Source organism: Ruminococcus flavefaciens AE3010 (assembly GCF_000526795.1).
In the GTDB taxonomy this organism is placed as follows: domain Bacteria; phylum Bacillota; class Clostridia; order Oscillospirales; family Ruminococcaceae; genus Ruminococcus; species Ruminococcus flavefaciens_D.
Map to the genome: position 1 here is coordinate 1496737 of NZ_JAGT01000001.1, position 21294 is coordinate 1518030.

General features: G+C 43.2%; 13 protein-coding genes. 1 reads left to right on the forward strand and 12 read right to left on the reverse strand.

The genetic code is table 11. The features are described 5' to 3' along the window. Positions 1 to 83: 83 nt before the first annotated feature. The 4 genes from N774_RS18115 to N774_RS0106420 form a co-directional block, all read right to left on the reverse strand. Positions 84 to 3227: a serpin family protein gene (locus N774_RS18115; RefSeq protein ID WP_024860447.1), complete on the reverse strand. Its 3144-nt coding sequence runs from the start codon at positions 3225 to 3227 to the stop codon at positions 84 to 86. A gap of 131 nt (positions 3228 to 3358) precedes the next feature. After that, entirely contained in the window at positions 3359 to 5494 is a 2136-nt protein-coding gene (locus tag N774_RS19755; RefSeq protein WP_051463383.1) for a serpin family protein, read from the reverse strand. A 23-nt stretch (positions 5495 to 5517) separates the two neighbouring features. Next, positions 5518 to 6486, reverse strand: a complete 969-nt coding sequence (locus N774_RS0106415; protein WP_024860449.1) for a hypothetical protein — start codon at positions 6484 to 6486, stop codon at positions 5518 to 5520. After that, on the reverse strand, positions 6473 to 7027 hold the full coding sequence (locus N774_RS0106420; RefSeq protein WP_024860450.1) for an RNA polymerase sigma factor: 555 nt from the start codon (positions 7025 to 7027) through the stop codon (positions 6473 to 6475). The genes N774_RS0106415 and N774_RS0106420 overlap by 14 nt, the downstream gene beginning before the upstream one ends. A 154-nt stretch (positions 7028 to 7181) precedes the next feature. Between N774_RS0106420 and N774_RS0106425 the strand changes: the two genes are divergently transcribed. Next, entirely contained in the window at positions 7182 to 7433 is a 252-nt protein-coding gene (locus N774_RS0106425) for a carbohydrate-binding protein (RefSeq protein WP_080770448.1), read from the forward strand. 113 nt (positions 7434 to 7546) lie between these two features. On the opposite strand, the gene N774_RS0106430 is transcribed toward N774_RS0106425, so the two are convergent. The 8 genes from N774_RS0106430 to N774_RS0106465 all read right to left on the reverse strand — a co-directional run bounded on the left by N774_RS0106430 (position 7547) and on the right by N774_RS0106465 (position 21083). Further along, positions 7547 to 8194, reverse strand: coding sequence for a hypothetical protein (locus N774_RS0106430; protein ID WP_024860452.1), 648 nt, complete (start codon positions 8192 to 8194; stop codon positions 7547 to 7549). Between the two features lie 18 nt (positions 8195 to 8212). Continuing rightward, positions 8213 to 16105 (reverse strand): SpaA isopeptide-forming pilin-related protein, encoded by a 7893-nt coding sequence (locus N774_RS0106435; RefSeq protein WP_024860453.1) that lies wholly within the window; start codon positions 16103 to 16105, stop codon positions 8213 to 8215. A gap of 8 nt (positions 16106 to 16113) precedes the next feature. After that, a complete protein-coding gene (locus tag N774_RS0106440; RefSeq protein ID WP_155250368.1) occupies positions 16114 to 16923 on the reverse strand; it encodes a hypothetical protein in 810 nt (269 codons plus the stop codon). Between the two features lie 32 nt (positions 16924 to 16955). Continuing rightward, positions 16956 to 17429: a signal peptidase I gene (locus N774_RS17030; RefSeq protein ID WP_024860455.1), complete on the reverse strand. Its 474-nt coding sequence runs from the start codon at positions 17427 to 17429 to the stop codon at positions 16956 to 16958. Between the two features lie 160 nt (positions 17430 to 17589). Next, on the reverse strand, positions 17590 to 18363 hold the full coding sequence (locus N774_RS0106450; RefSeq protein WP_024860456.1) for a class B sortase: 774 nt from the start codon (positions 18361 to 18363) through the stop codon (positions 17590 to 17592). Further along, the gene (locus N774_RS0106455; protein ID WP_024860457.1) at positions 18353 to 19147 is read right to left on the reverse strand and encodes a hypothetical protein; all 795 of its coding nucleotides are present in this window, start codon (positions 19145 to 19147) and stop codon (positions 18353 to 18355) included. Before N774_RS0106455 ends, N774_RS0106450 begins: the two co-directional genes overlap by 11 nt. A 54-nt stretch (positions 19148 to 19201) precedes the next feature. Next, a complete protein-coding gene (locus tag N774_RS18125) occupies positions 19202 to 20443 on the reverse strand; it encodes a BsaA family SipW-dependent biofilm matrix protein (protein ID WP_024860458.1) in 1242 nt (413 codons plus the stop codon). A gap of 16 nt (positions 20444 to 20459) precedes the next feature. Next, positions 20460 to 21083 carry a signal peptidase I gene (locus N774_RS0106465; RefSeq protein ID WP_024860459.1) on the reverse strand — a complete coding sequence of 208 codons (624 nt, stop codon included), beginning with the start codon at positions 21081 to 21083 and terminating at the stop codon, positions 20460 to 20462. Positions 21084 to 21294 lie beyond the last annotated feature (211 nt).

The following is a 21294-nucleotide window of genomic DNA, read 5'->3' on the forward strand; positions in this document are numbered from 1 at the left end:
TGCGATCGATCAATGAATAAAAAAAGCCTATGTTTTTTGCTAAACATAGGCTTTTTCGTTTTATACGAAATAAATTGGAGTGCTCATTCCTCGATCATGGAAGCAGCACCTATAAACAGCGGGATATTATTCTTATCGACTATCATGTATACAAAAGGTCTGTCCAGATCAATGATGATCTCTTTCTTTTTTTGCGGTGACATACCGCCCCAGCCGTCCATTCCTGCGACAGTTACAGCAGCAGCCTTTGTGCCGCTTTCAGTCACTTCTATCTTTGTTTTGTGCAGCACATCGCCGATATAAAGAATGGGAGCGTATGGAACAGTTGCATCATACATTTTTGTGAAGTCAGCCGTATTGTGATCAAAAGCAGTAGTCATTCCCATTTGTTCAAGTACATCTTTCAGTGAGGTATCAAAGCTGTAATTGAATTTAGGCATTATAACAGTGAGATCATATTCCGAGGGATCTTCACATTCCTTCAGAGAGTCAAAGAGCTTTTTCGAGTCAAGGCTGTTTACATATCCAACTATATCATTATCCCGCGGAAGTATTCCTACAAAGCTGTAATTTCCGCCTGCATAAGGCTTTTTGAAAGCATCTGCATCGCCGAGATCGAAGTACTCATACTCGGTATTGCTCATTTTTGTGACATCATGCTCAGCGCCATTAAGGTCAGTAAATTTTCCGCTGTAGGTGGTGGTATATTTGTCTGACCAGTCTGCCTCAAAGTAAAGGGTATTGATAAGCAGCATCAGCTTTTCGATATCGCCCTTGGGTTCGAGATCTCCTTTGTTAAGGATAACAGGTATCATGCCCTTTGTATTGGTATTTACCCAGCTGTTCACGTCCTTGACGGTCGAATCGTCGAATGCAGACTTGTATATCTCAGAACTGTAGTATTTTTTATTTGTCTCAAGGAATTTGTCATTCACCTTGAATTTCTCGGTATTTTTGAACCATATGGAATTTGCAAGGTAAACCTTTTCATTCTGCTTGTCGGGAAGCTCCTTCATAAAGTATGCCATATACTCGTTGATCTGATCTATTGTCAGACCGCTTCCGAGAAGCTTTTCCATTTCATCTCTCGTCTTGCCGTCAGCACCGTTTGCAGTCATTGAAAGGGCTGTGGATATTGAAACAGGTGATATAAGGAAATTCTCTTTTCCCGTTTGAGTAGGATCAAAACAGTTTTTCATCAGTTTCACGCCCAGATCCATTTCCGCATATGCAAAATCAGCGTCGGAAACCTTTCCCTCGGAGGCTAAGACATCTACTTTATCGTCAAGACGTATGCTGCCGATCTCGGTAACTGCATTGAACTCTTTTTGTATACCGAGCAGGTAATCCTGCAACTGCCGCAGGTCGTCACCGTCTATTACACCATTAAAGTTGATATCGCCGTTGAGCAGCTGATCCTTATTGAGCTTTTCAGTGGTATTGCCTGAAAGCTGTTTTCTGTAAACGATCGCGTCATATGAGTCAACAACACCGTCATCGTTGATATCGCCGTAGTAATGAATATCGGGAGATTTTACCGATATCACGCCCTCGAAATTATATACTGCGCCGCTCTTATACTGACGGCTTACTAATTCAGGAAAGTAACTGTACGAAAATACACTTATGGTAGCTTTAGAGCCCTCGTGCAGCATCGAGAGAAGAGCACGATTCTTTTTTATGATATCAGCTTTCCAGTCGGTATCATCGGGGTCTGTATCAGGTGGCAAGGTATTGGGACAGAAGAATAGCTCTATAAAGGACATTCCTCCAAAGCCGCCCCATTCTCTCGCCTCATAACTCGGATCGCTCACTGTAAGGGTGACAGAGCAGTATTCTTCCGAGACGCTCACGTTCTGTATATTTGCGTCCTCGAAAACATATTCATAGGCTTGCAGATCAGACGTCTTTGCTGCGGGAGCTTCGCCGCTGCCAAAGCTTATATCATTCCGCGTAAGATCTAAAGTACCTGCTGCACCGCAGTTGTGGAAGGAGAACTCAACGGAATATACTTCTGTACCCTGAGAAAGCTCCTCTGTGTTGCTCATATGCGCATAAACGTCAATGCTGCTGCCATAAGATGCAGAATCGCCTGTATCCTTTCTGACTGCAATGTAGCTTTCCTCATTGTAAGAACTGAATTCTCCTCTGTACCTGTATAAGCCCTTATAGAGGTCGTATTCATGCCCGTTGGCAGTATATGTCTTTACAAGCTCAGCATTAACAAACGAAAGCTGATTGCCTATGCCCATGGATTTTTCATAGCTCCCGAAAAGCTCTTCCACACTCATGCCCGATACTTTTTCGGCTATACTGAATGATATGCGCTTGTCAGGATCAATATCATGCAAATAGAATTTATACACGATACCGTATTTACCTTCAAGGCTGTCGCTGACCCGATAATCAATGGTGATATTGTTTTTGGCATTCAGTTCATATGCGGAAGTTCTTGACAGATTTTTCTCCACATACGAGTCAACACAGTTTTCAGTATACATTAATTCGTATTCCTTGGCGTTTATGGTAAAACAGCCATTCGGACGGGCGGTCATTTCACTTCCGCGCATTACATAATACTCGGGAGAATAAAAATCATAGCCGTCCAAAATGATATAACCCATGTAACGCTTTGAGATCTCGGAGTATACCTTGCATGAGATCTCCTTGTCCTTGTTTTGCAGTGCGGAAAGCTCACAGTTACAGTCATAATTGCTGCCGTCAAGAACTGCGCTGCTCAGTTTACCCGTTACGAGCCCGAAATGCTTTGCGCTCTGTATAAGCTCATAAAAAGGAAATGCAAAGCCTTCGGCAGGGAGGCTTTCTTCACTGCATACATGATAGAATATGTAATCATTATGATCTGTCTCTATCTCGGCAAGGGTGGTATTGTACATTATACTTCCCTTTTTTCTGGCTACAAGATATGTTTCGCCGTCTGCTTCGACAGTTCCTGCGTAATTTATGATCTTCTGTATTTGCAGATCATTTTCGGTGATATTTTTGAATTCAAGTGTGCTGTCAGGAGCTTCCATAACTATCTTTGCATAGTTACATGCGCCAAGCTTATCAATGGTACCGACGGTCCTGTCTGCATTGGTACTTCCATTACTTGTTATTCCCGAAAGCTTCGCATTAGCCGTAAGCGAAACTGTCGGTATAGCAGCCGTCAGAAATAAAGCAGCTGTGACTGCCGAAGCAGCCCGTCTAAAAAAATTCAATGCCATAATACACCTCCATAAAAAAACAGATAATATCAGAATAGAGTTTTCTATAATAATTTTACATCATTTACTATAACAATACAAGCCGATTATTGTCGATTTTTGAACATCTCGCCATTTTTCTCCGAATAAGATCACTTTTCTCCGAGCTGAGTTGCAGCACCGATGAATAACGGTACATTGTTCTTATCAACTATCATGTACACAAATGGTCTGTTCAGATAAATGAAAACTTCTTTTTTCAGATCAGGCATACCTCCGCCGCCATACAATCCCACAGATGTTACGGCTGCTGCCTTTGTGCCCTTTTCGTTCAGCTCTATCTTTGTTTTGTGGAGCACTTTGTCTATCCACAGTGCCTGAGCACCGTCAACGGAAAGGTCGTTTATCTTTGAGAAATCAGCCGTTCCGCCAAAGGCTGTGGGCATGCCCATTTCTTTGAGTATATCGTTGAGAGACTTCTCGTAGTCATACTCAAACTTGGGTATCATTGTATAAAGGTCCACGGACTCAGGATCCTCACATTCCTTCAGCCCATCAAAGAGCTTCTCTGCGTCAAGTTTATTTACATATTCAACTATATCATTATCACGCGGAAGTATTCCCACAAAGCTGTAATTACCGCCTGCATAAGGCTTCTTGAAAGCATCGGCATCGCCGAGGTCGAAGTATTCGTACTCCTTGCTGACAAGAGACTTTATGGTACGCTTTTCCCCATTGATATCCGTAAAAATATCATTGTTTGCATGAGTGTATGGCTGCTGCCAGTCTGCCTCGAAATAGAGAGTATTCAGAAGCATCATGAGCATTTCCTTTTCCTCGGTGGGTTCAAGGTCTCCGTTTCTGAGTATAGACGGTATCATGCCGTTGGTGTTTCTGCTTACCCAGTCATTTATGTCTGTGACTGTATTATCGTCGAAGGGCGCCTTGTACAGCTCTGCACCGTAGTATTTCTTGTTCTGCTCAAGGAAGTCTTCATATACCTTGAATGAGGGCTTGTCCTTGAACCATATGGAATCGGCGATATACACCTTTTCTTTTTCATTATTGGGGAGCTTGCTGAGGTAATAAGCCATATACTCGTTTATCTGACCGAGAGTAAGGCCGTTTCCGAGCACCTTCTCCATTTCACTGCGTGTTTTGCCGTCAGCTCCGTTAGCAGTCATTGCAAGAGCTGCCGAGACGGACATAGGTGAGATGAGCAGGTTCTCCTCGCCTGCCTTGGCGGGAGCAAAGCTCTTTTTCAGCAGCTCGATACCGAGATTCATTTCTGCGGCTGCAAATTCTTCATCAACAGTTTTTCCTTCCGATGCCTGTACGTTTACCTTGTCATCAAGGCGGACTGTGCTCATTGAAGACGGTATATCGATAGTTGCAGAACTCAGATTGAGCAGCTTTTTCTGTATTGCCTGTGCATCGCCGACTGTGAGTCCGTCACCGTTCATATCTCCGTTTGATTCGCCCTGTTTTGTCAGATGATTATCTGCTGTACCGTCCAAGCCGTACTTATTGGGATTTGCAAGAGCCTGCATTATAAGAACTGCGTCCGCCATATCGACATCACCGTCGCAGTTTGCATCGCCCTTAACTACAGCGGGAACATCTCCTGTTATAATTGCATTTTTGCTTTCAAGCTCAATGATCTCATAGCATGGGCTGAGCTGGACATAGTTCAGTGCGGCAGCTATGAGCATATTGCTTTTGTCAGGACCTTGTGCATTAGCAGGATACAGACCGAAGCTCAGATATCTTCTGTATATCTTGCCGCCCTCAGCGTTTTCTTCTGTCCGTATCTTCCAGCCGTGGCCGTCCAAAAGCCATACTTCGCTGTTTGGCACACCGACTGAGTTGGCAATGTAATATATCTGCTCTGTGATACAGCCGTCATCTTTTGTCAATTCTTCAATATCGGCGGATTCGTTGACTATAGTTTCTCCGTCTGAGTTCACAAATGTCGCTTCGGGCCTGAGCACTATCATAATAGAACATTCTTCAAGAGCCTCTGCAACCTTTTCTTTAGTCCATACGGAGTATTTCTTTTCATCTGTCATACCCTTTGCGGCAAAAAGTGCAGATATCTCATCTTCTGACATTTTCTTCATGTCATCAAAAGTGTATTCGCTGCCCGTATCTTCTGTAACAGCGTCCAGAGTTACAGTGTATCCGTCCTCGCTGTCAGCATTGTCTGCGTTTGCCAAGACCAACGAAGACGATGAGGCTGTCATTAATGCTGCTATCATTGCGGCAATAATTCGTTTGTTTTTTTTCATAAAAATCATCCTTCCATTAATTATTATGCCTGTGGTACAGTTTGAGTTATTTTATACAGATCTGCATTTGGCTTGTAATATAAGTAATACCCCTCATTCCCCTCAAATTTTACAGCAACAGCACTTGCATCGGCAATGCCGTTTACGCTGTATACATCTGCTGAGCATTGCATTTGCTGCCCCCCTATCATCTGACCGCTGAGCATATCCGCACTGTCTATCCGCTCTCCCGCATATTCGGGAGATATCATGTACAGGTTGACATAGACGCTGTCATATCCATAGATATAGGCATAGCAGTACTTTTCGTTTATGGGAAGCTGCAGCCACTGCTCCTCGCCGCTGTCTTCGCCGCCTCCCTCGCCGCCTCCGGCGTTTCCTCCGCCGCCAAATCCTCCGAAGCCGCCGTAGTTCCAGTCACCGTCTCCGTTACCGTTCCAATGCCAGCCTCCTGTGTTGATCGGCTCCTCTGTCGTCACCTGCGTTGTGACATCAGCAGTGACTGTCTCCGCGGTCATGGTCGCGGTAACACAGGTAGTTGACGCCGCTGTGGTATGCACAGCGGATGTGGCTGCCGCAGTCAGAACATTGGTAGTTTTTGCATAGCTCTGCTCAACTTGTACTGTCGCTTTTGCGGCAGTGACAGATGCGGCAGATACAGTTGTTTCAGCGGTCGTTTTAGCAGTTGTTTCAGCAGTTGTTTGGGTAATTGTTTGAGCAGTCGATATCTGTGTTGTGACTGCTTCTTCTGTGCCGTGGGGAACTGTTGTGACAACTGAGACAGAACCGCCTGTTATAACGCTTTCGTCAGTTATCAGGTCGATAGGCTTTCTGTTATTCTTCAAAGCTGCAAAGCATATCACCACAGCACTGCAAATACCCGCAGCGGCAGGTATAATGCGCATTGCCAGCGCTTTCCTGCGCTTTATCTTTTTTTCATGTTCGTTTCGGACTTCAAGTATGTATTGAGCTGTTTCTTCATATGTTTTCATAATTGAAGCCCTCCTTTTCAAGTTCTGTTTTGAGTGCTTTCCTTGCATTATACAGGAGATTCTTTATCTGCTTGACCGATCTGCCCGTTATTTTTGCGGTCTCCTCGTTGCTGAAGTCCTCGAAATAGGTCAGATACAGCACCTGCTGATAGTCTTCTTTAAGCCTGCATATCGCATGACGAAGATTTATCCTTTGCTCTGTCACAAGGTAACTTCGTTCAAGATCGGCCTCATCTGCAATTTCAATGCATTCGTTCAGTGATACGTTTTTGCGTCTCAGCAAACGTCGTTTATGATCAACGGCAATATTTCTGCCGATAGTATAAAGCCATGTCTTGAAAGAGCTTTTGCCGTTGAATTTCGGCTTCTTAATGGCAAGCTTTATAAATGCGTCCTGCATACAGTCCTCCGCAGAACCGATATCATCGGTATAGCTGCGGAGGTAAAGCATAAGACCGTCTCGGAATTCGCGGACGATCTCGACCATACCACTGTCATCACCTGCAAGGAAACGGCGGTAGCTACTTTCACCGTTATCCATCGTTCTGGCTCCTTTCGTGTCAGATCACGTGCTCTTACATATTAGACGTTATGAGAGTGTGAAAAGACTAAGTGTTTTTCAAGTTAAAATAAAAAATATATAACGTATTGGTTTTCTCTTAATTATAATCTATCATTTATTCTGTTTATTGTCAATGGATACATTAAAATTGAAAATGAGAATTGCTCAGCGCTGCTTCCGTATCGTCTCTAACAGTGCAAGGGCAGCACTTGAAGTTCGTCCTGACAGTTCAGACGGCAGGCTCATAGGTAAGCTTGATGTCAGCGAAACAGGCGGCTGGCAGACATGGAAAACTCAGAACTGCAAAACAGATGAGACTACGGGAAAGCATGACGTTTACTTTGTATTTATAAGGAGGATCTTATACTTAAATACTGAAAGCTGAATATTTTTTTCTGTTACCAAGGATTCAGAATAAAAACATCTTGAGAGCACCGTAAATCCATTATATATGCAAAAAACTGCGAATAGAAGCAATTTCTATCCGCAGCCTTTTGTTTACCAGCGCCTGTCCTTTTTTGCATTTCCTTCGGTCTGCACTGCATCTGCAAGGACCTCTATATGCAAAGTATATTCTGTTGTACTTTCATAGACAGACTTAGGTATCTGAACTTCTGACAGCAGCTTTTCAGATACGTCACCTGATTTGATCTCACCTTTGTAGTAGAAACATTCATCTGATGATTTATATTCCCAGCTGTCACTCCAGACAGGCTCTGTAGATAGCTTTAATGTCAGAAGCGTAGTACCGGATGAATTTTTGAATTTAAGTTCATTGTTTTCCAGTTCTGTTTTGCTGTAATCAGAAAAATCCTCTGCACCACCGCATATGTTGCCGGCTGAATCATACCACATCGGTACAAATCTTACACGCAGGTACTCATCGTTATTGTCACGGACATCGTAGATCTGAACAGGTTTATCAACTTTATAGATATCACCATCGGCTGTCCAGGTATAATCTTCATTTATCAGATCGTCGTCGCTTTTGTCGCCTTCCTTGACCTGAATATCTGCTTTTGCAGCTCTGAATTCATTTTTCCGTTCATCACTTTTATACAGTATTGCATATGCGATAAGAGGAGCGATCAACATAACTGATATGATACTGCTTATTATAACAACATATTTTTTCTTTTTTTTCATTAAACGCTCCTCCTTTCTTTAACGTGAAATAGTGTTGTCAGCATATGCCTGTGAACTGAGATATGCGTATTCAGTTTCGCTGTTTGTAAAGCTGGCTGTCGGACGCCAAACAATTTTGCTGTCCAGTGTTTTTGAAGCTGTATCGAACTCGCCTGCTCTGACATTTTTTACATTTATGTATACACAACTCTTATCAGCGGCAGGCAAAGCCATACTTCCTGTTGTCGTACTGTCACGGAAACCGTTGGTTATGACCGTCTCTTCGTGAGTGCCGTCGCCATAACCTTTATAACGGTTTGAACCATACCAGAGATCATAATCTGTTGATGACCATTTATCAACTTCGGAAATACGGTATATTCCCTCTTTCATAACACGTACCGTTTTTCTGCCGTTCCATATTGCTGCCGGATAATCATAGTTATCGGCTTTCCCTTCTGCGGTATACTGTTTTTCAACATAGCTGTCAGCAGTGCGGAATTTAGAGTTTGTAAGAGAAACGGTATCATCCTCATGGAAGAAGCTATAATTATAATTCGCTCCGTCTAATGTAATGTTATCATCAGCTGTATATACCATTTCCTTGTTGCAGTTGAGTGTCACATAGAACGTTCCCCTGATATTCGGGTCGGTGAAAGCCGTCTCATTTTCATCGAAACGATCTACTCTGAATACAAATTTCTGCTTTTTATCACTGTCATGGATGTTTTTATCCACGAAAATGATCTTTTCGATGTCGAAATAGTAATCGCTTTGCGCTTTTTCATTTGGAATTATGATCTTACAGGTTCTTGAATTATCATCATCGGTTTTTATCAGCTTGATACCGCTGTTAAGTGTGACCGTTGTGACCGAACCTTCAACAACTACATGAGCGGTCGGATCGTCCTGTCCGTTGCCGATGTCAACATCATTTTCTGTCACGTTGATCCTGATATAGCGATCTAATAATTTGTATCCGCTCTTGGCAGAGACTTCCTTCAAGAAATAGACACCTTCTTCAAGTGCCTGAGAGATATTGGCGATATGTCCATTCTCATCTGTCATCAAGTTACCGTAAGTTTCAACCGGTTTCACGATTGAGCCGGGAGTCCAGCCGTCAATACCTTTGACACCGTGGTACAGCGCAAATGTCACACCTTGAATGGGTTTGGGATTGCCCTCGCCGTCAACTTCCTTGCTGTCGACCTTGATCGCCTGCAATATAAACGGTTTGTTGTAGACGTCAATATAAGCAACAAGTTTGTCGCCTTCTGACATCGGAAAGTGATAATTTCTCCACGCATCATTCACAGTTTCATACGCAGGACTTTCGCTGTCCGTTATTCTGTAAACATTGACTTCTTTATTTGGTGATTCACGAACTTTAAACACAACAGGTTCCTGCAAACCGATATAAGATTTTGGTGCCGTTGTCTGTATCAGGGTATAATAATCGTCCTGTACATAATTATACATAACGGTGATTCTGCCTCTTTCGTTTGAGACATAGGTACCGATAAGTTCATCCCCGTGATACAATTCAAAGACACCGCCTTGAAGGGCGATTCCCGGATTACCGCCAATATGATTTGACGGCACATCTCTTGTACCCATTCTATACAGATCAATCTCTACGCCACCCTGACGGGTATTGCTGATCGTATCTTCACGGGTTGTAAAGGTTACAGGCGTTGCGGTGATTTGTTCGATCATCTGAACCTGACTTTCGCTGAACGTCTCTTCCGCGGAGCCGCTGCTGCTGATCTGCGTCATATATCCGTCTTTATCAATAAGATAACCGTTTCCGGCTATCGTCACCGCAAAGACCTTGAAATTTTGCAGATATTGTTCTGCAGTTGTTCCTTCGGGAAGATCTGTCGGGAGATTCACAGTATAGCTTACTTTTGAAACCGGCGAAATGAGCCTCTTGATCTCAGTTTCAGTGTATCGGTTCCATGTTCCGTTCGTATTATGATAAAGTGCAACGAAAACACCGTTTTCCTCCGAGGAAGCCCAATTGTAAGTCGCTGTGATCTTAGCCTTTCCATTGATATCAGGTGATGAATAGGTTGTCTCCTGCACTTCACCTATATTGATGTCATCCTCATTTACCGTTACGGTGCCGTTCTGATCCACTGTAAATTTATAGCCGGACAGATCCAGCTTGTAGATCTTATATTGATCTATTGCAGTATCGTCAGACTGTAAGTAATACTTGATCTCATCTGACTGCAATTTTCTGACCGGACGCTCCGAGGCTGCTGCAAGATGATACTGATTATCTGCATCCTTGCTGTAAAGCCCTGTGATATCGTCGGCGTTTGCTGTCCCTTTGAGAACAGTCATCGCATTTGTTTGACTGCCTATGTTGTACTCTGTTTCATATGTATACTTCGGAAGTGCCAGAACAAAATAAGGATTTTTATCGCCGGTCACGCTGTTGCCTCCAAGCGATATAATATCGTTTTCGCTGCTGTCTTTGCTGTAAAGCACCATCGTCCTTCCGTTTGAAGTTTTGATCGTATCATTCGTTATTTTCCAGCCGCTCAGCCAATCAGGAAGCGAAGTGACTTCAGAATCCAAAGCAACATAGACGACCGAATTGGTTTTTACTTGTAATTCTGATGATCCGGCACTTGCGGTTGTGCGCAAATACTCTGCACCGGTATATTTTTCCGGGAAATCGTCGTCATCCACTCTGACATTCCTGTCATTGTAAGGGAACGAACTGCTGTCAAAAGCTTTCTGAATCGTCCAGTTGGCATTCCAGTTGTTCTTCGGATTGATAATCCTTCCTTCGCTGTATTTTGGGACCGCCAGGACAACATAACTATGATAGCTGACTGTTGGTGTACTGTCACCGAGGTTGCTGCCAAGTGTGACCGTGTCGCCTTGACTGACAGTCTTTTTAAAAAGTGTCATTGTAACGGGAGGTGTTGTTGCAGTTGTAAAGGTGTCTGTCAGCGTCACCCAACCGTTCAACCAGCTTGGCTTCGGACCGCTCCGATCGTCCCATGCCACATAGATATCTGCATCTGAACCTGCTGTAAATGTGCAGAGATTACCGGTACAACTTTTGGAATCATCAGCTGTGCGCAGATATTCCGCTCCGAGCAGGTAGTTCGGAACATTACCTGCCTTGATTAAACGGTCGCCGTACAGATTGGACTGTGTGTCAAACTGTTTCTGAACAGACCAGTCGGAAGCATTGTCTGTATCCAGGAATTCGACATTCTGAAATACGGCAAATGTACTGTTTGCTTCAATGATTCTGTCGGCTGAGGGAATGATCAGCTTCATTCCTCCATTCTCAATCGGTTCTACTTCTGTACCCGAACCGAGTGTTACAAATCCCTTTTCATCCACAGTGTAATTATCATTCGTCAGTAAGACTTCAAATATCGCAAAATCATTAAGAGATTTATCACCCAGTCGATTCATGAAAAAGCGTATTTCGGTGTTTGGTGAAGTAAGCCTTCTGACCGGAGAGGTAATATAACCTGAAGCAAGATCATAGCCTCCGCTTTCATTTTTAACATACAGCGCCATGAAAATGTTATCGTGGCCGGCTACAAAGTCCTTGTCACTCCATTCCTTGACTGCTTGCAGCTCGTAGCCTCTCTGATTGATGACGCGGAGCATCGGAGATTTGTCCTTTTCGATTCTTCCCTTGTTTTCCACACCTGACTCCAGCAGATTATACGTACCGGCTTCACGCTCATAAATCACGCGCTCATAACCAAGCGGACGTTCTGTTGTGGTATCTCTTTCCTCAACCATAAAGGTCAGTCCAACAGGCAGATTAGGAACTTCCACCGTATACCATGCCGGAATCTTGGAGATCGAACCGTTCATGGAACATTCAAATGTCATCTTCCTCAGGAATGCATCTTTTTCTTCTTTTGATGAGAACGATTCCAGAAGTGTGTCAAGTTCGTCCAGTTTGATATAATTTCCATTATAGACATACCTATCAAACTTCTGCTCGAGACTGTTCCACGTACAATAATAGTTTTCCGGATCCAGCACGCGATAATTCACCATATACGCAAGCGGCAGTTCATCCGATACACCGTTGGAAAGATACAAACGGAACGTAAAGGTTGTGGGATCCTGTTCTGCCGTCATTTTGTGCTTATTCTTGTAATCACTGGAAAGGTTTGCGGCATACGTATAATCATTGTCGTAAAGCTCTTTGGTAAACCTCAGTCTGCGCAAACCACTCGGATCAACACGGTTATTATATGTTGCAAAGCCCTGTGTTTGTACGGTCATCCAGCCGCTGTCATAATCATATCTGTCTCCGTTTTGACGCACGCTTGGCTGATTAGCATTGGAGCCTCCGACGTTGGTAGCGTCCAATACGACACCATTGATCGTTGCTTGGTCATAGATATCCTTATCCATACCGCATTCAACGATTTTATATTGGTAGGTATTTGTCGGAAAATGAACGACTGCTTTGTTTTGCGGATTGACAAAAAATACGGATTTATAAGGTGCTGCTGACATTGAACCGGGCGGTTTATAGGTCTGTAAACGTTCAACGGTTTTTGTCGAGTTTTCATAGGTGATGAAAACGGCAGCGTCCTGTGTGTCATCTGTTTCATCTCCGAGAATATGTTCTTCGCCATTTTCATTAAACCGGTAATAAATCTGGAACGGGTATTCAACCATTTCAAAATCGAGGTCATCTGTACCAGAAATCTCCTTGGTCAGCACAACGTCGCCCGGCTTGACATAGCTCAGGTTAAAGCGCATATGCAGATTAGAAGCACTGGCACCGCGTTCCATGTAAAAAATTCTCATGGTGTGTTTGGTGTAATCTTTGAATACTTTTTCATATTCATTCTTATTTGGATCCCAGTCAAAATGTTGGTCCAGAAATGCATTGAGGTCCGTTACATACGCCTCCGAATCCAGCACACCCTGATACCGTGTACGGAAGTTATTAATGAACACATCACGCAGGTTTGTTTTAACGCCGTTTACAACAACATCACCCGTTGCAAAGTTTACACTTCCGGCAAGTGCAGAGTGCGTACCGCCGAGATCAATGACCAGCTCATTATTAACATAGAACCAGAAATCATCGTCACCGGTGAACTCAAAAATAATATCATGCCCCCAGTTGTCTTTGCCGTCCGGTGTCTGTGTAAAGCTTGCTTCCAGCTCCATGCCGAAATAATAGTCCGGAGATTCGATCAGATGCAGCTTTTCGAATTTTCGCGGGTCGTTGTCATCCAGCGAGTCCAGGGTTGCAGTGTATAGATTCTCATTATTCACGGTCGCGTAAGTATCCATATCGATATCATCATACGGAAAAAACTGACCGTGCTGCAATGAAGACTTTTTCGTCGCATCATGCGTGCCGATTTCCTTGGAAACATAGAAATCCGTTCCGGTTGTGTCACCCTGTTTCAGCGTGGCATAATTCTGACAGCTGTCATATTCAAAATAACCGCTCTGGTCCAGGATGCTTTGGATAAACAGATGGTTGACAGTCGTTGCATCTGCAAAAGCGGGGGCAATGGATTGATTATAGTTCTGGTTCGGAATGCCGGAAGCCTGCACATTGTGATAAGTTTCGATGTTAGAAAGGGGGTAGCCGTTCACAAGGTTTGTTGACAGTAATCCCTGTCTTGGCACACTGTCTTTTCCGCCGTTACTAATACCGCCGAGGTATTCCCATGTAAAACGGCTCCTCACTGAAGTTCCGTAGTTTCCGATCGTCGTGGACGAAAGGCCGTTTTCAGCCGCCGATGCATTCACATATGCCAGAGCCTGCTCCTTGCTGAGCTCATCAAAGTTGACCATTTTCATGGTGATGCCGTAGTCATTGTTATTGACCGTTGCAACCTCTGTCAGATCGTTCTTCATATCAACAAGTCGTGCAAAATAAAATGTACTCGCCAGATGGCGCGTGGTTGGTTCGGTTTGCTTACCATCAGCTGTTATGCCAAGACCGGAATAAGAATAGCTCACATCATCCCATGCCAGAATGTCTGTGTAAAAATCGCCTTTTTTTCTGCCGGGCAGATTGATACCGATCTTTTCGTCTCCCAGCACTTGTCCTTCCAATAAGCTGGCGTTCGGACGGATCGGCGCAACATACTTCTGAGAATAGGGATTATACAACTCATAGTAATAGTTCGGGGTATTCGTATAATCATAGTGGTATTCTGTAAAATTCCAGATCAAAGTATTGCGCTTGCCGGAAAGCCACATGATGCTGTCGCCGCGCTCATAGCAAGGCACAAGCGTTCCGTCATCTGCCAGTGCATAGAAATCATAACGCTTTGCTGTATCGTTCCAAACACGGGTATAAATAATGAGTTCTTCTCCGTCCTTGACATCGCTGACGCTAACTTCTCTTGCCTTGTATGTCACAACTTTGTTATGCTCAGGAAGCTCGGTGAGGTCTACAAGATTTATGTATTCCCCCTGACTTGCGTCCACACTCTGGAACACTGCTCTTTCATTGCCTGCACCATCAGATACGGTGTTTAATTTGATGCTTTTTCCGTTCGCTACAAGTTTGATTTTACCCTTGCTATTCGGCACAACCTGAATCTCCAGTCCATCCGGAATCGGATCACCGGTCGAGACTGTAACAAACGAAGGATAATCACCTTCACTGGGGATTTTCAGGTATTTTCTGTTGTCTCCAAAATCCGCATAGATATAATATCTGTCCTCCACAACATTTTCAAACTTCCATTCTGAGATATCCGCGTCCTCTGCTACATAGACTGTTTCCGGATTTCCCGCCTCATTCTGACGGATAACGTAGGCAAGCAGTTCCATTGCATTGTTATCTGATGCCATGAGTGCATGACCGGTTGCACCGCTGACATAGTGCATCAGACCGTAGGTTTTGCCGTTGAGTTCGTAGGGATCGGGAGCTAATGGGACGTAGTACCAAAGATTTAAATCTGTAGCAGACGAATATGAACAAAAACCGTTTCCATTATCATTTCCTTGCATATTCCAATAATAATCATATCCAGTACTTTGAAAGGAAAAATTATTTCCATTATTAGTTACTGTAAATGAAGTTTTATTGTTTTCGTCAACTAGCAAAAGATAATTATTATTATTATTTGCAACATATAAGGTGTTTCCTGCTTTTCTACAATATACATAGAATTGATTATTCGTTCCTTCAACTTTTTGAAAATAATACGGAACTGCTCCTAATCCTATTGCCTCATCAGTAGTAGTACCTTTATGATTACTGTTAAAAGTCTTTTTTATTCCTGTTCGGGGTTCATTACTTTTAGGTTTATAGGTCTCATTAGTGAAATAGAAACCATTTGTACTACTAATGTACAGTCCGCTACTTCCTTCTCCATAATTAGCCAAATCAGCAACATCCGTAATTTTCCGCCAGCCTCTTCCGTTTGAAGATACCGGTACCAAATTTGCATCTTCCACAATCTGATATACCGAAAAACCAGTCGCATAAAAGCTTATCTTGCCTTCCTCAACAGAGAAATCACAGATCTGCTCTCTTTCGCCGTCATCTCTGATGTGCCAGAGCTGCAGGCAGTCACTGTCGTGGATAACAGGATCACTGATCTCAACAAGGATAGGATTTTCCTCACCTGGCTGGTATTCGCTTTCGCCTGCGGTTATGGTGATTTCATAAGCCGCAATTCCCTCATGTTCATCTGAGACGTCAACAGCCTGTGCTTCCGCACCCTCAGGCATAAGACCTTCCAGCATAACAGTCTTTTCTTCGTTCTGCTCATCAGGATAGAGCTCAATACTCTTATGCTCAAGATCAAATTCGCCTGTTGTTTCTTCACAGACTGTCGCCCGCATATCTTCATCAGCATATATCGGTACGATAGGCGAAACATTTGATATTGCCATGACAGCAGCTACAATGCCGCCTATAACTCGTTTTGTTATTTTTTCAAGCATTACGCCCTCTACCTTTCATAATATTCAAATTCAGTCTTTGCATCATCAACAAGCATTGGTAAAGCGCTTTCTACAGGGATACCCTCAGCCTGAACTGTTATCTTATACGGCAGATCAAAAACGCCGAGATAGTCCTTTTTGTATTCAGGGATATCCACACGGTGGAAAAGCTCCTTTGTGAGTTCATTTGGTGCTACACGACACATCAGCTCATTATCGTCACTGTCTTTCTGTCCGTTTGTGTAGTAAAAATAGAATACGAGCTTGTTATCATCATCTGACTGATTATTCGGTTCAAATCCAAAGCTGCTGTTGCGGCAGGCAGTGATAGACCAGTTCTTCACATCAGGGTCAGTTGTATCCAGTTCTATAAACTGCTGTACGTTATCATCAACGACATATTTTATTCTTTCTGCAATAGTTTTCAATCTTCTGATATCATTATCCGCAGTAAGATAATTGTCCTTATACTCCTGTGTTTTCAGAGCTTTTTCATCGTCTTTCAGACTTTCAAGCTCTATTGTCATTTTAAGCCTGATATAAAGATATATCTGACCTTCATTATATCCCATGGGATTTTTGGCTATTTTCATACCGGGTTCCGAGGACTTTGCATCGAACTTTCCCGTATTATCCCAGTTAGGCTCTTGTATCGCTACCGAGCCGTTTTTAGCAGCCAGTCTGTTAGTGACGGTGTCTTCACTATGAAAATAAGAGAAAATACCTGCCAGAAGCAATACGCATACGATCAGCAGCAATGCAGCCGCCGTCAGCATCTGACGCTTATTTCCATGAAAAAAACGATCAATACCTTTCATGATACGCTCCACAGATATTCTCTCCTTTCTTATTATTTTTGCTTGTAGAATAAACCTGAAACTATGATCAGTACTCCTGTAATACCAAGTACTATCATTCCGCCCATTGTACGGAAAAATCCCAAAACCGCTCCTAAATGAGGTATCGCAAAAACTGTTTTTCCAATGTAGTTGTCTTTGGTAACAGGATCGGGATCATTCGTATAATTTTCGTCACCCTTGGTTATGATGCCATCTGCCGTTATTCTTTCGGCTCTGTGTGTCACGCGGATATCGTCACTTACACGGAAGGATATGACATCTCCGACTTTTATATCCTCATAACCGACATAAGTGCTTACAAAACATACGCTCCCGACAGGAAGAAGCTCGCCCATCGAGCCTGATTTTACGTGATACAGCCGAATACCGCACAAATAAAGGATCATTATGATCGCTCCGACAGTAATAACGACCGTAGAGATGATCTTATAGATCGTATTGAATATTTTTCTGCCTTTTGTCATGATAATAACAAAAACGCACCCAATTCCCCCATCAGAATCAAGTGCGAGTTTATGTGAGACCGCCTTTTACGGGCGATCATTCCTTGTCTAACTTATAATAAATATATCACAGATATGCTCTGATCAAATTCTGATTTTCAACAGGATATATCATGGGGGATCATTCCTGCTTTTCAATTTTAGGTTCTATAATACCGACCAGTACGCCTCTTGCGTCCTTATACTCATAAGTACAGGTTGAAAGAAGCAGCAGATTTGAATTTTCATCAAGCTCTTCGGTTTCGGTCATCTGCGTGTACTTTGACTCCTTTAAGATATATTCAAGATATTCCTTTTTCTCTGAAGAAGTCATAAAAAGCGAAGTGTATACAGGTGCAGTGGGATAAACATTCATATACGCAAAAAACTTTACACCATAAACCTTGTCATGAAGTGTAAGATATCCTTTGGGATGCTCCTCCATGAATCGGCTGTCTGAAAACAATGAAATATCCGCAAACATCCGCTGTTCTGTCATGTGATGTGCATATACGATGGAATTGAAACCGCTGAAATCAGACTCACACCGATAATCAAGAAAGGGACAGCCAAGTTCATAATTATATGTTCCGTCCAAGCCGTTATGAAGATAAAAATCATTATCATCTGCCTGTGCGATGGGAAAATCAATATGCGTATCGGGAATGTTTATCCAGCCAACAACTCTGTTGCTGACTTTTTCAGCATTGCTGAGAAGATCATCATTTACCGCCTCGGCATCAATTTCTGCCTTAAGAGTTTCAGGTCTTATTTGTCCGAAAAGCTCTGTCGCTTCATCATAAGCATCGTCTATCTGCTTTTGAGGAAGTACATCTTCCTTATAATACCGATATGCACAGTACGCTGCTGCACATAGCAGCAAAAACACAACAGCTAATGCAGCTTTAACCTTCATCAGGTGTCACCTTTTGACAATTGTGCGGAGCGTCCTTCCTTTTCTTTTTCAACAATACCAGCAGTGTCATTCCTCCTGTCAGCGCAGCAAGAACAGCTATTGCAATAAGCCATGATCTGCTGCTTGCAGCCAGAAGTCCTGTATGAGGAGGAACATAGTCCTCATCAACAGCGGCATAGAATATCCACTTGAACTCTATCTCACCCTCAACATAGCCCGCATTCTGTGATCCGACCAAAACATGCTCACCATCGATATCAACGAGCCTGTGCCCATTGTCCGCACCGACCAGAACATCAAGGTCGTTCCATATCACAGAACATTTCAGCGTATGGCTGTCTCCCGGATCATACAGACCGCAGTCATAGACCTCATTTCTCAGGTCGATATAACCACTGTCGGGTTCGCCCGTCACTTTTCCTTTATAAAACTCCTGACCGTCCAGCCAGAATGTACAATCGCAGCCATTTTCAAGGTCGATCTCGCCGTCCTTGAACAAAGGTTCAACATAGAAATATATATGATATGCCTTATCATCGCGCAGATTCATGAGCTGGATCTCCTTGGTATAGTCCACACCATAGTCCATGTTTTCTACGCGGAAGAAGTATTCGCCTGTTTCTGAATTGACAGCATTGCCGCCGGAATCCATAGCAGTCAGCCTCTCCGGAAGTCCCTTTACCGCGCCTTCGGGCAAAGTGACCTCCGCAAAAGCCGTGAGGCTGTTGCAGAAAAGGAGCAGGAGACTGCCTACAAGCACCGCAAACTTTTTCTTTGCACGCATCAAGCCAGCCTCCCTCCTTTTACATATTAGAATTTAGTTGTTAAGATCCGGTGATCAGGTGGTAGCAGCCCACGCAATGGTGTTAATCTCTTTTCCGGAATTTGTTGCAGTTGCCTTTGCACCCAGGATCGCCTGCTGAGAACCAGCAGCAGTTGCACCCGGCAGCACCTCAATACCCTCATTCGTTGTGACAACCTGAACACTATCCAGCTTAAGATCCAGGTCGAAGTCAAGTGTCGAGTACGCAAATGTATTCGTAGAATCAAATACAACAGAATCAACCAGCATAGTCGATGTCGTACCGGACTCGAGGTCATTCGTATAATAGAAGGCACCGGCAGACGAATTGCTTCCGCCGACATTCTGCCACTTATCAGCAACCGTACCATTACCAATGTTCTGGAGATTGATCGTAAAGGTGATAGGTGTAGTCTCTCCATCAGGCGTATAAGAAGCCTTGATTACTTCACTGCCTGGTGTAGTTGCATCATACGCAAGCGTAACTGCCTTGTCGGTCACAGTGGTAGTCTTGAGCAGCTTAGGTGCTTTGGTGGCAACCGCATCCGCTTCAATGATATACGGAGTCGAAACAACCTGTGAACCTGTTGTCTGAGTAGTGTCTGTTTCAGTTTGTGTTTGAAGTGCATAATAAGTTACATCTGCACCAGCCACTACAGCATAATACCCGGAATAATGCGGTGTGCCTTCCGGCTCAAAGTCACGCTTAAAGACATAGTATCCCGTAGCATTAGGCACAAACGTAGACGAGCTTACCTGCACGGTTTCAAGTGCCGCATCATACACGGCAAGCGGATCCGTTGCAGAAGCAGCAGTTCCAGCTTTACCGCTGACAGTCATGGATGTTGCATCAGAAACAGCTGCTAATGCCGTTCCACCAGTAAATGCTAGCATTCCGCCTGACTGCATTGCCTTTGCTTCTTCCGCAGTGAGTTCAACAAAACCTGTGAAATCAGTCGGCAGATCTGTCGGCTTATCATAGGTCAGATTGATCGTTGCACTGGGCGTCATCTTTACTATGGAGTCAATATTGCCCGTATTGACAGCTCCGGCATCCTTGTTGATTTCCTGACCAGGCACAATATCCTCCGGGGGAGTGAATGTCTCAGTGATTGACGTATTGTATGCGCCTTTCGCACTCAGACGGTTAGTAACCTCATCCTGAGAAGTGAACCATGCGAATGTACTTCCTGCAATTACAGAAGCAGCAATACATAATGCAGCTATCAGCACTCTCTTTTCTTTAGAAGTTTTCTTCTTGGAAACGTCATTTTTCATACCTAATCCTCCTACTTTAATTGTTTTTAATTTCTGTCATATTGTTTTGATCTATCTGATCGCTGTTCTCTTTCCCCTTCAGGTCAAAATAATACTTCATCATCCTGAAAAATACAAACAGCAGCGCGATCAATGGCAAAATAAAATACCACCTGAGCTGCACGAACCTGACTATTCTCCCGAGCTTAGGTATGTGGAACTGAACCTTTCCTATAACTCGGCTCTCATCAATCAGAAAGGTATCTTCGGCATCATTAGCGTCACCCTTTGTTCTGAAACAGATCACGCCTGTATTTTCATAATCGGCTATTTTTTCAGTAACTCGGTGAGTCAGATAAGCATCACTTCCGCTTGAAGGATTGAAAGTAATAATATCGCCCTCATTTATCGTTTCAGCATCGGTACGCTTTACAAAGACCATATCTCCGCTTGAAAACTCAGGAACCATCGAGTCAGTAAGTACAATATAATACCTGAAACCCAGAATCGACTTATTCGGGCTTTTGCTTGCCGCAAAGAAAACAGCTGCAACAACAATAAAAATAGACAAACAGTATATAAATACCTTTCGGATGATTGTATATACGTAAAATCCTTTGCTGTTACCTTTTCCTGTTACTTCTTTTGCGATCGTACTCACATAAAGCAGCCCCCTTTCGTTCAGATCATATTATTTTTGAATGTCCTCAAAAATAATATTACACTTAATTTTATCATATAGGGGTATATTTGTAAAGTATTTTTTTAACTTAGCAAGGCGGTAAGTGAATAATTTTGTATATTTTTACAAAAAACAGTACCAATTATAAAAGAACAGTTTCACTTTTGTTTAAAAAATGTTCATATTATCT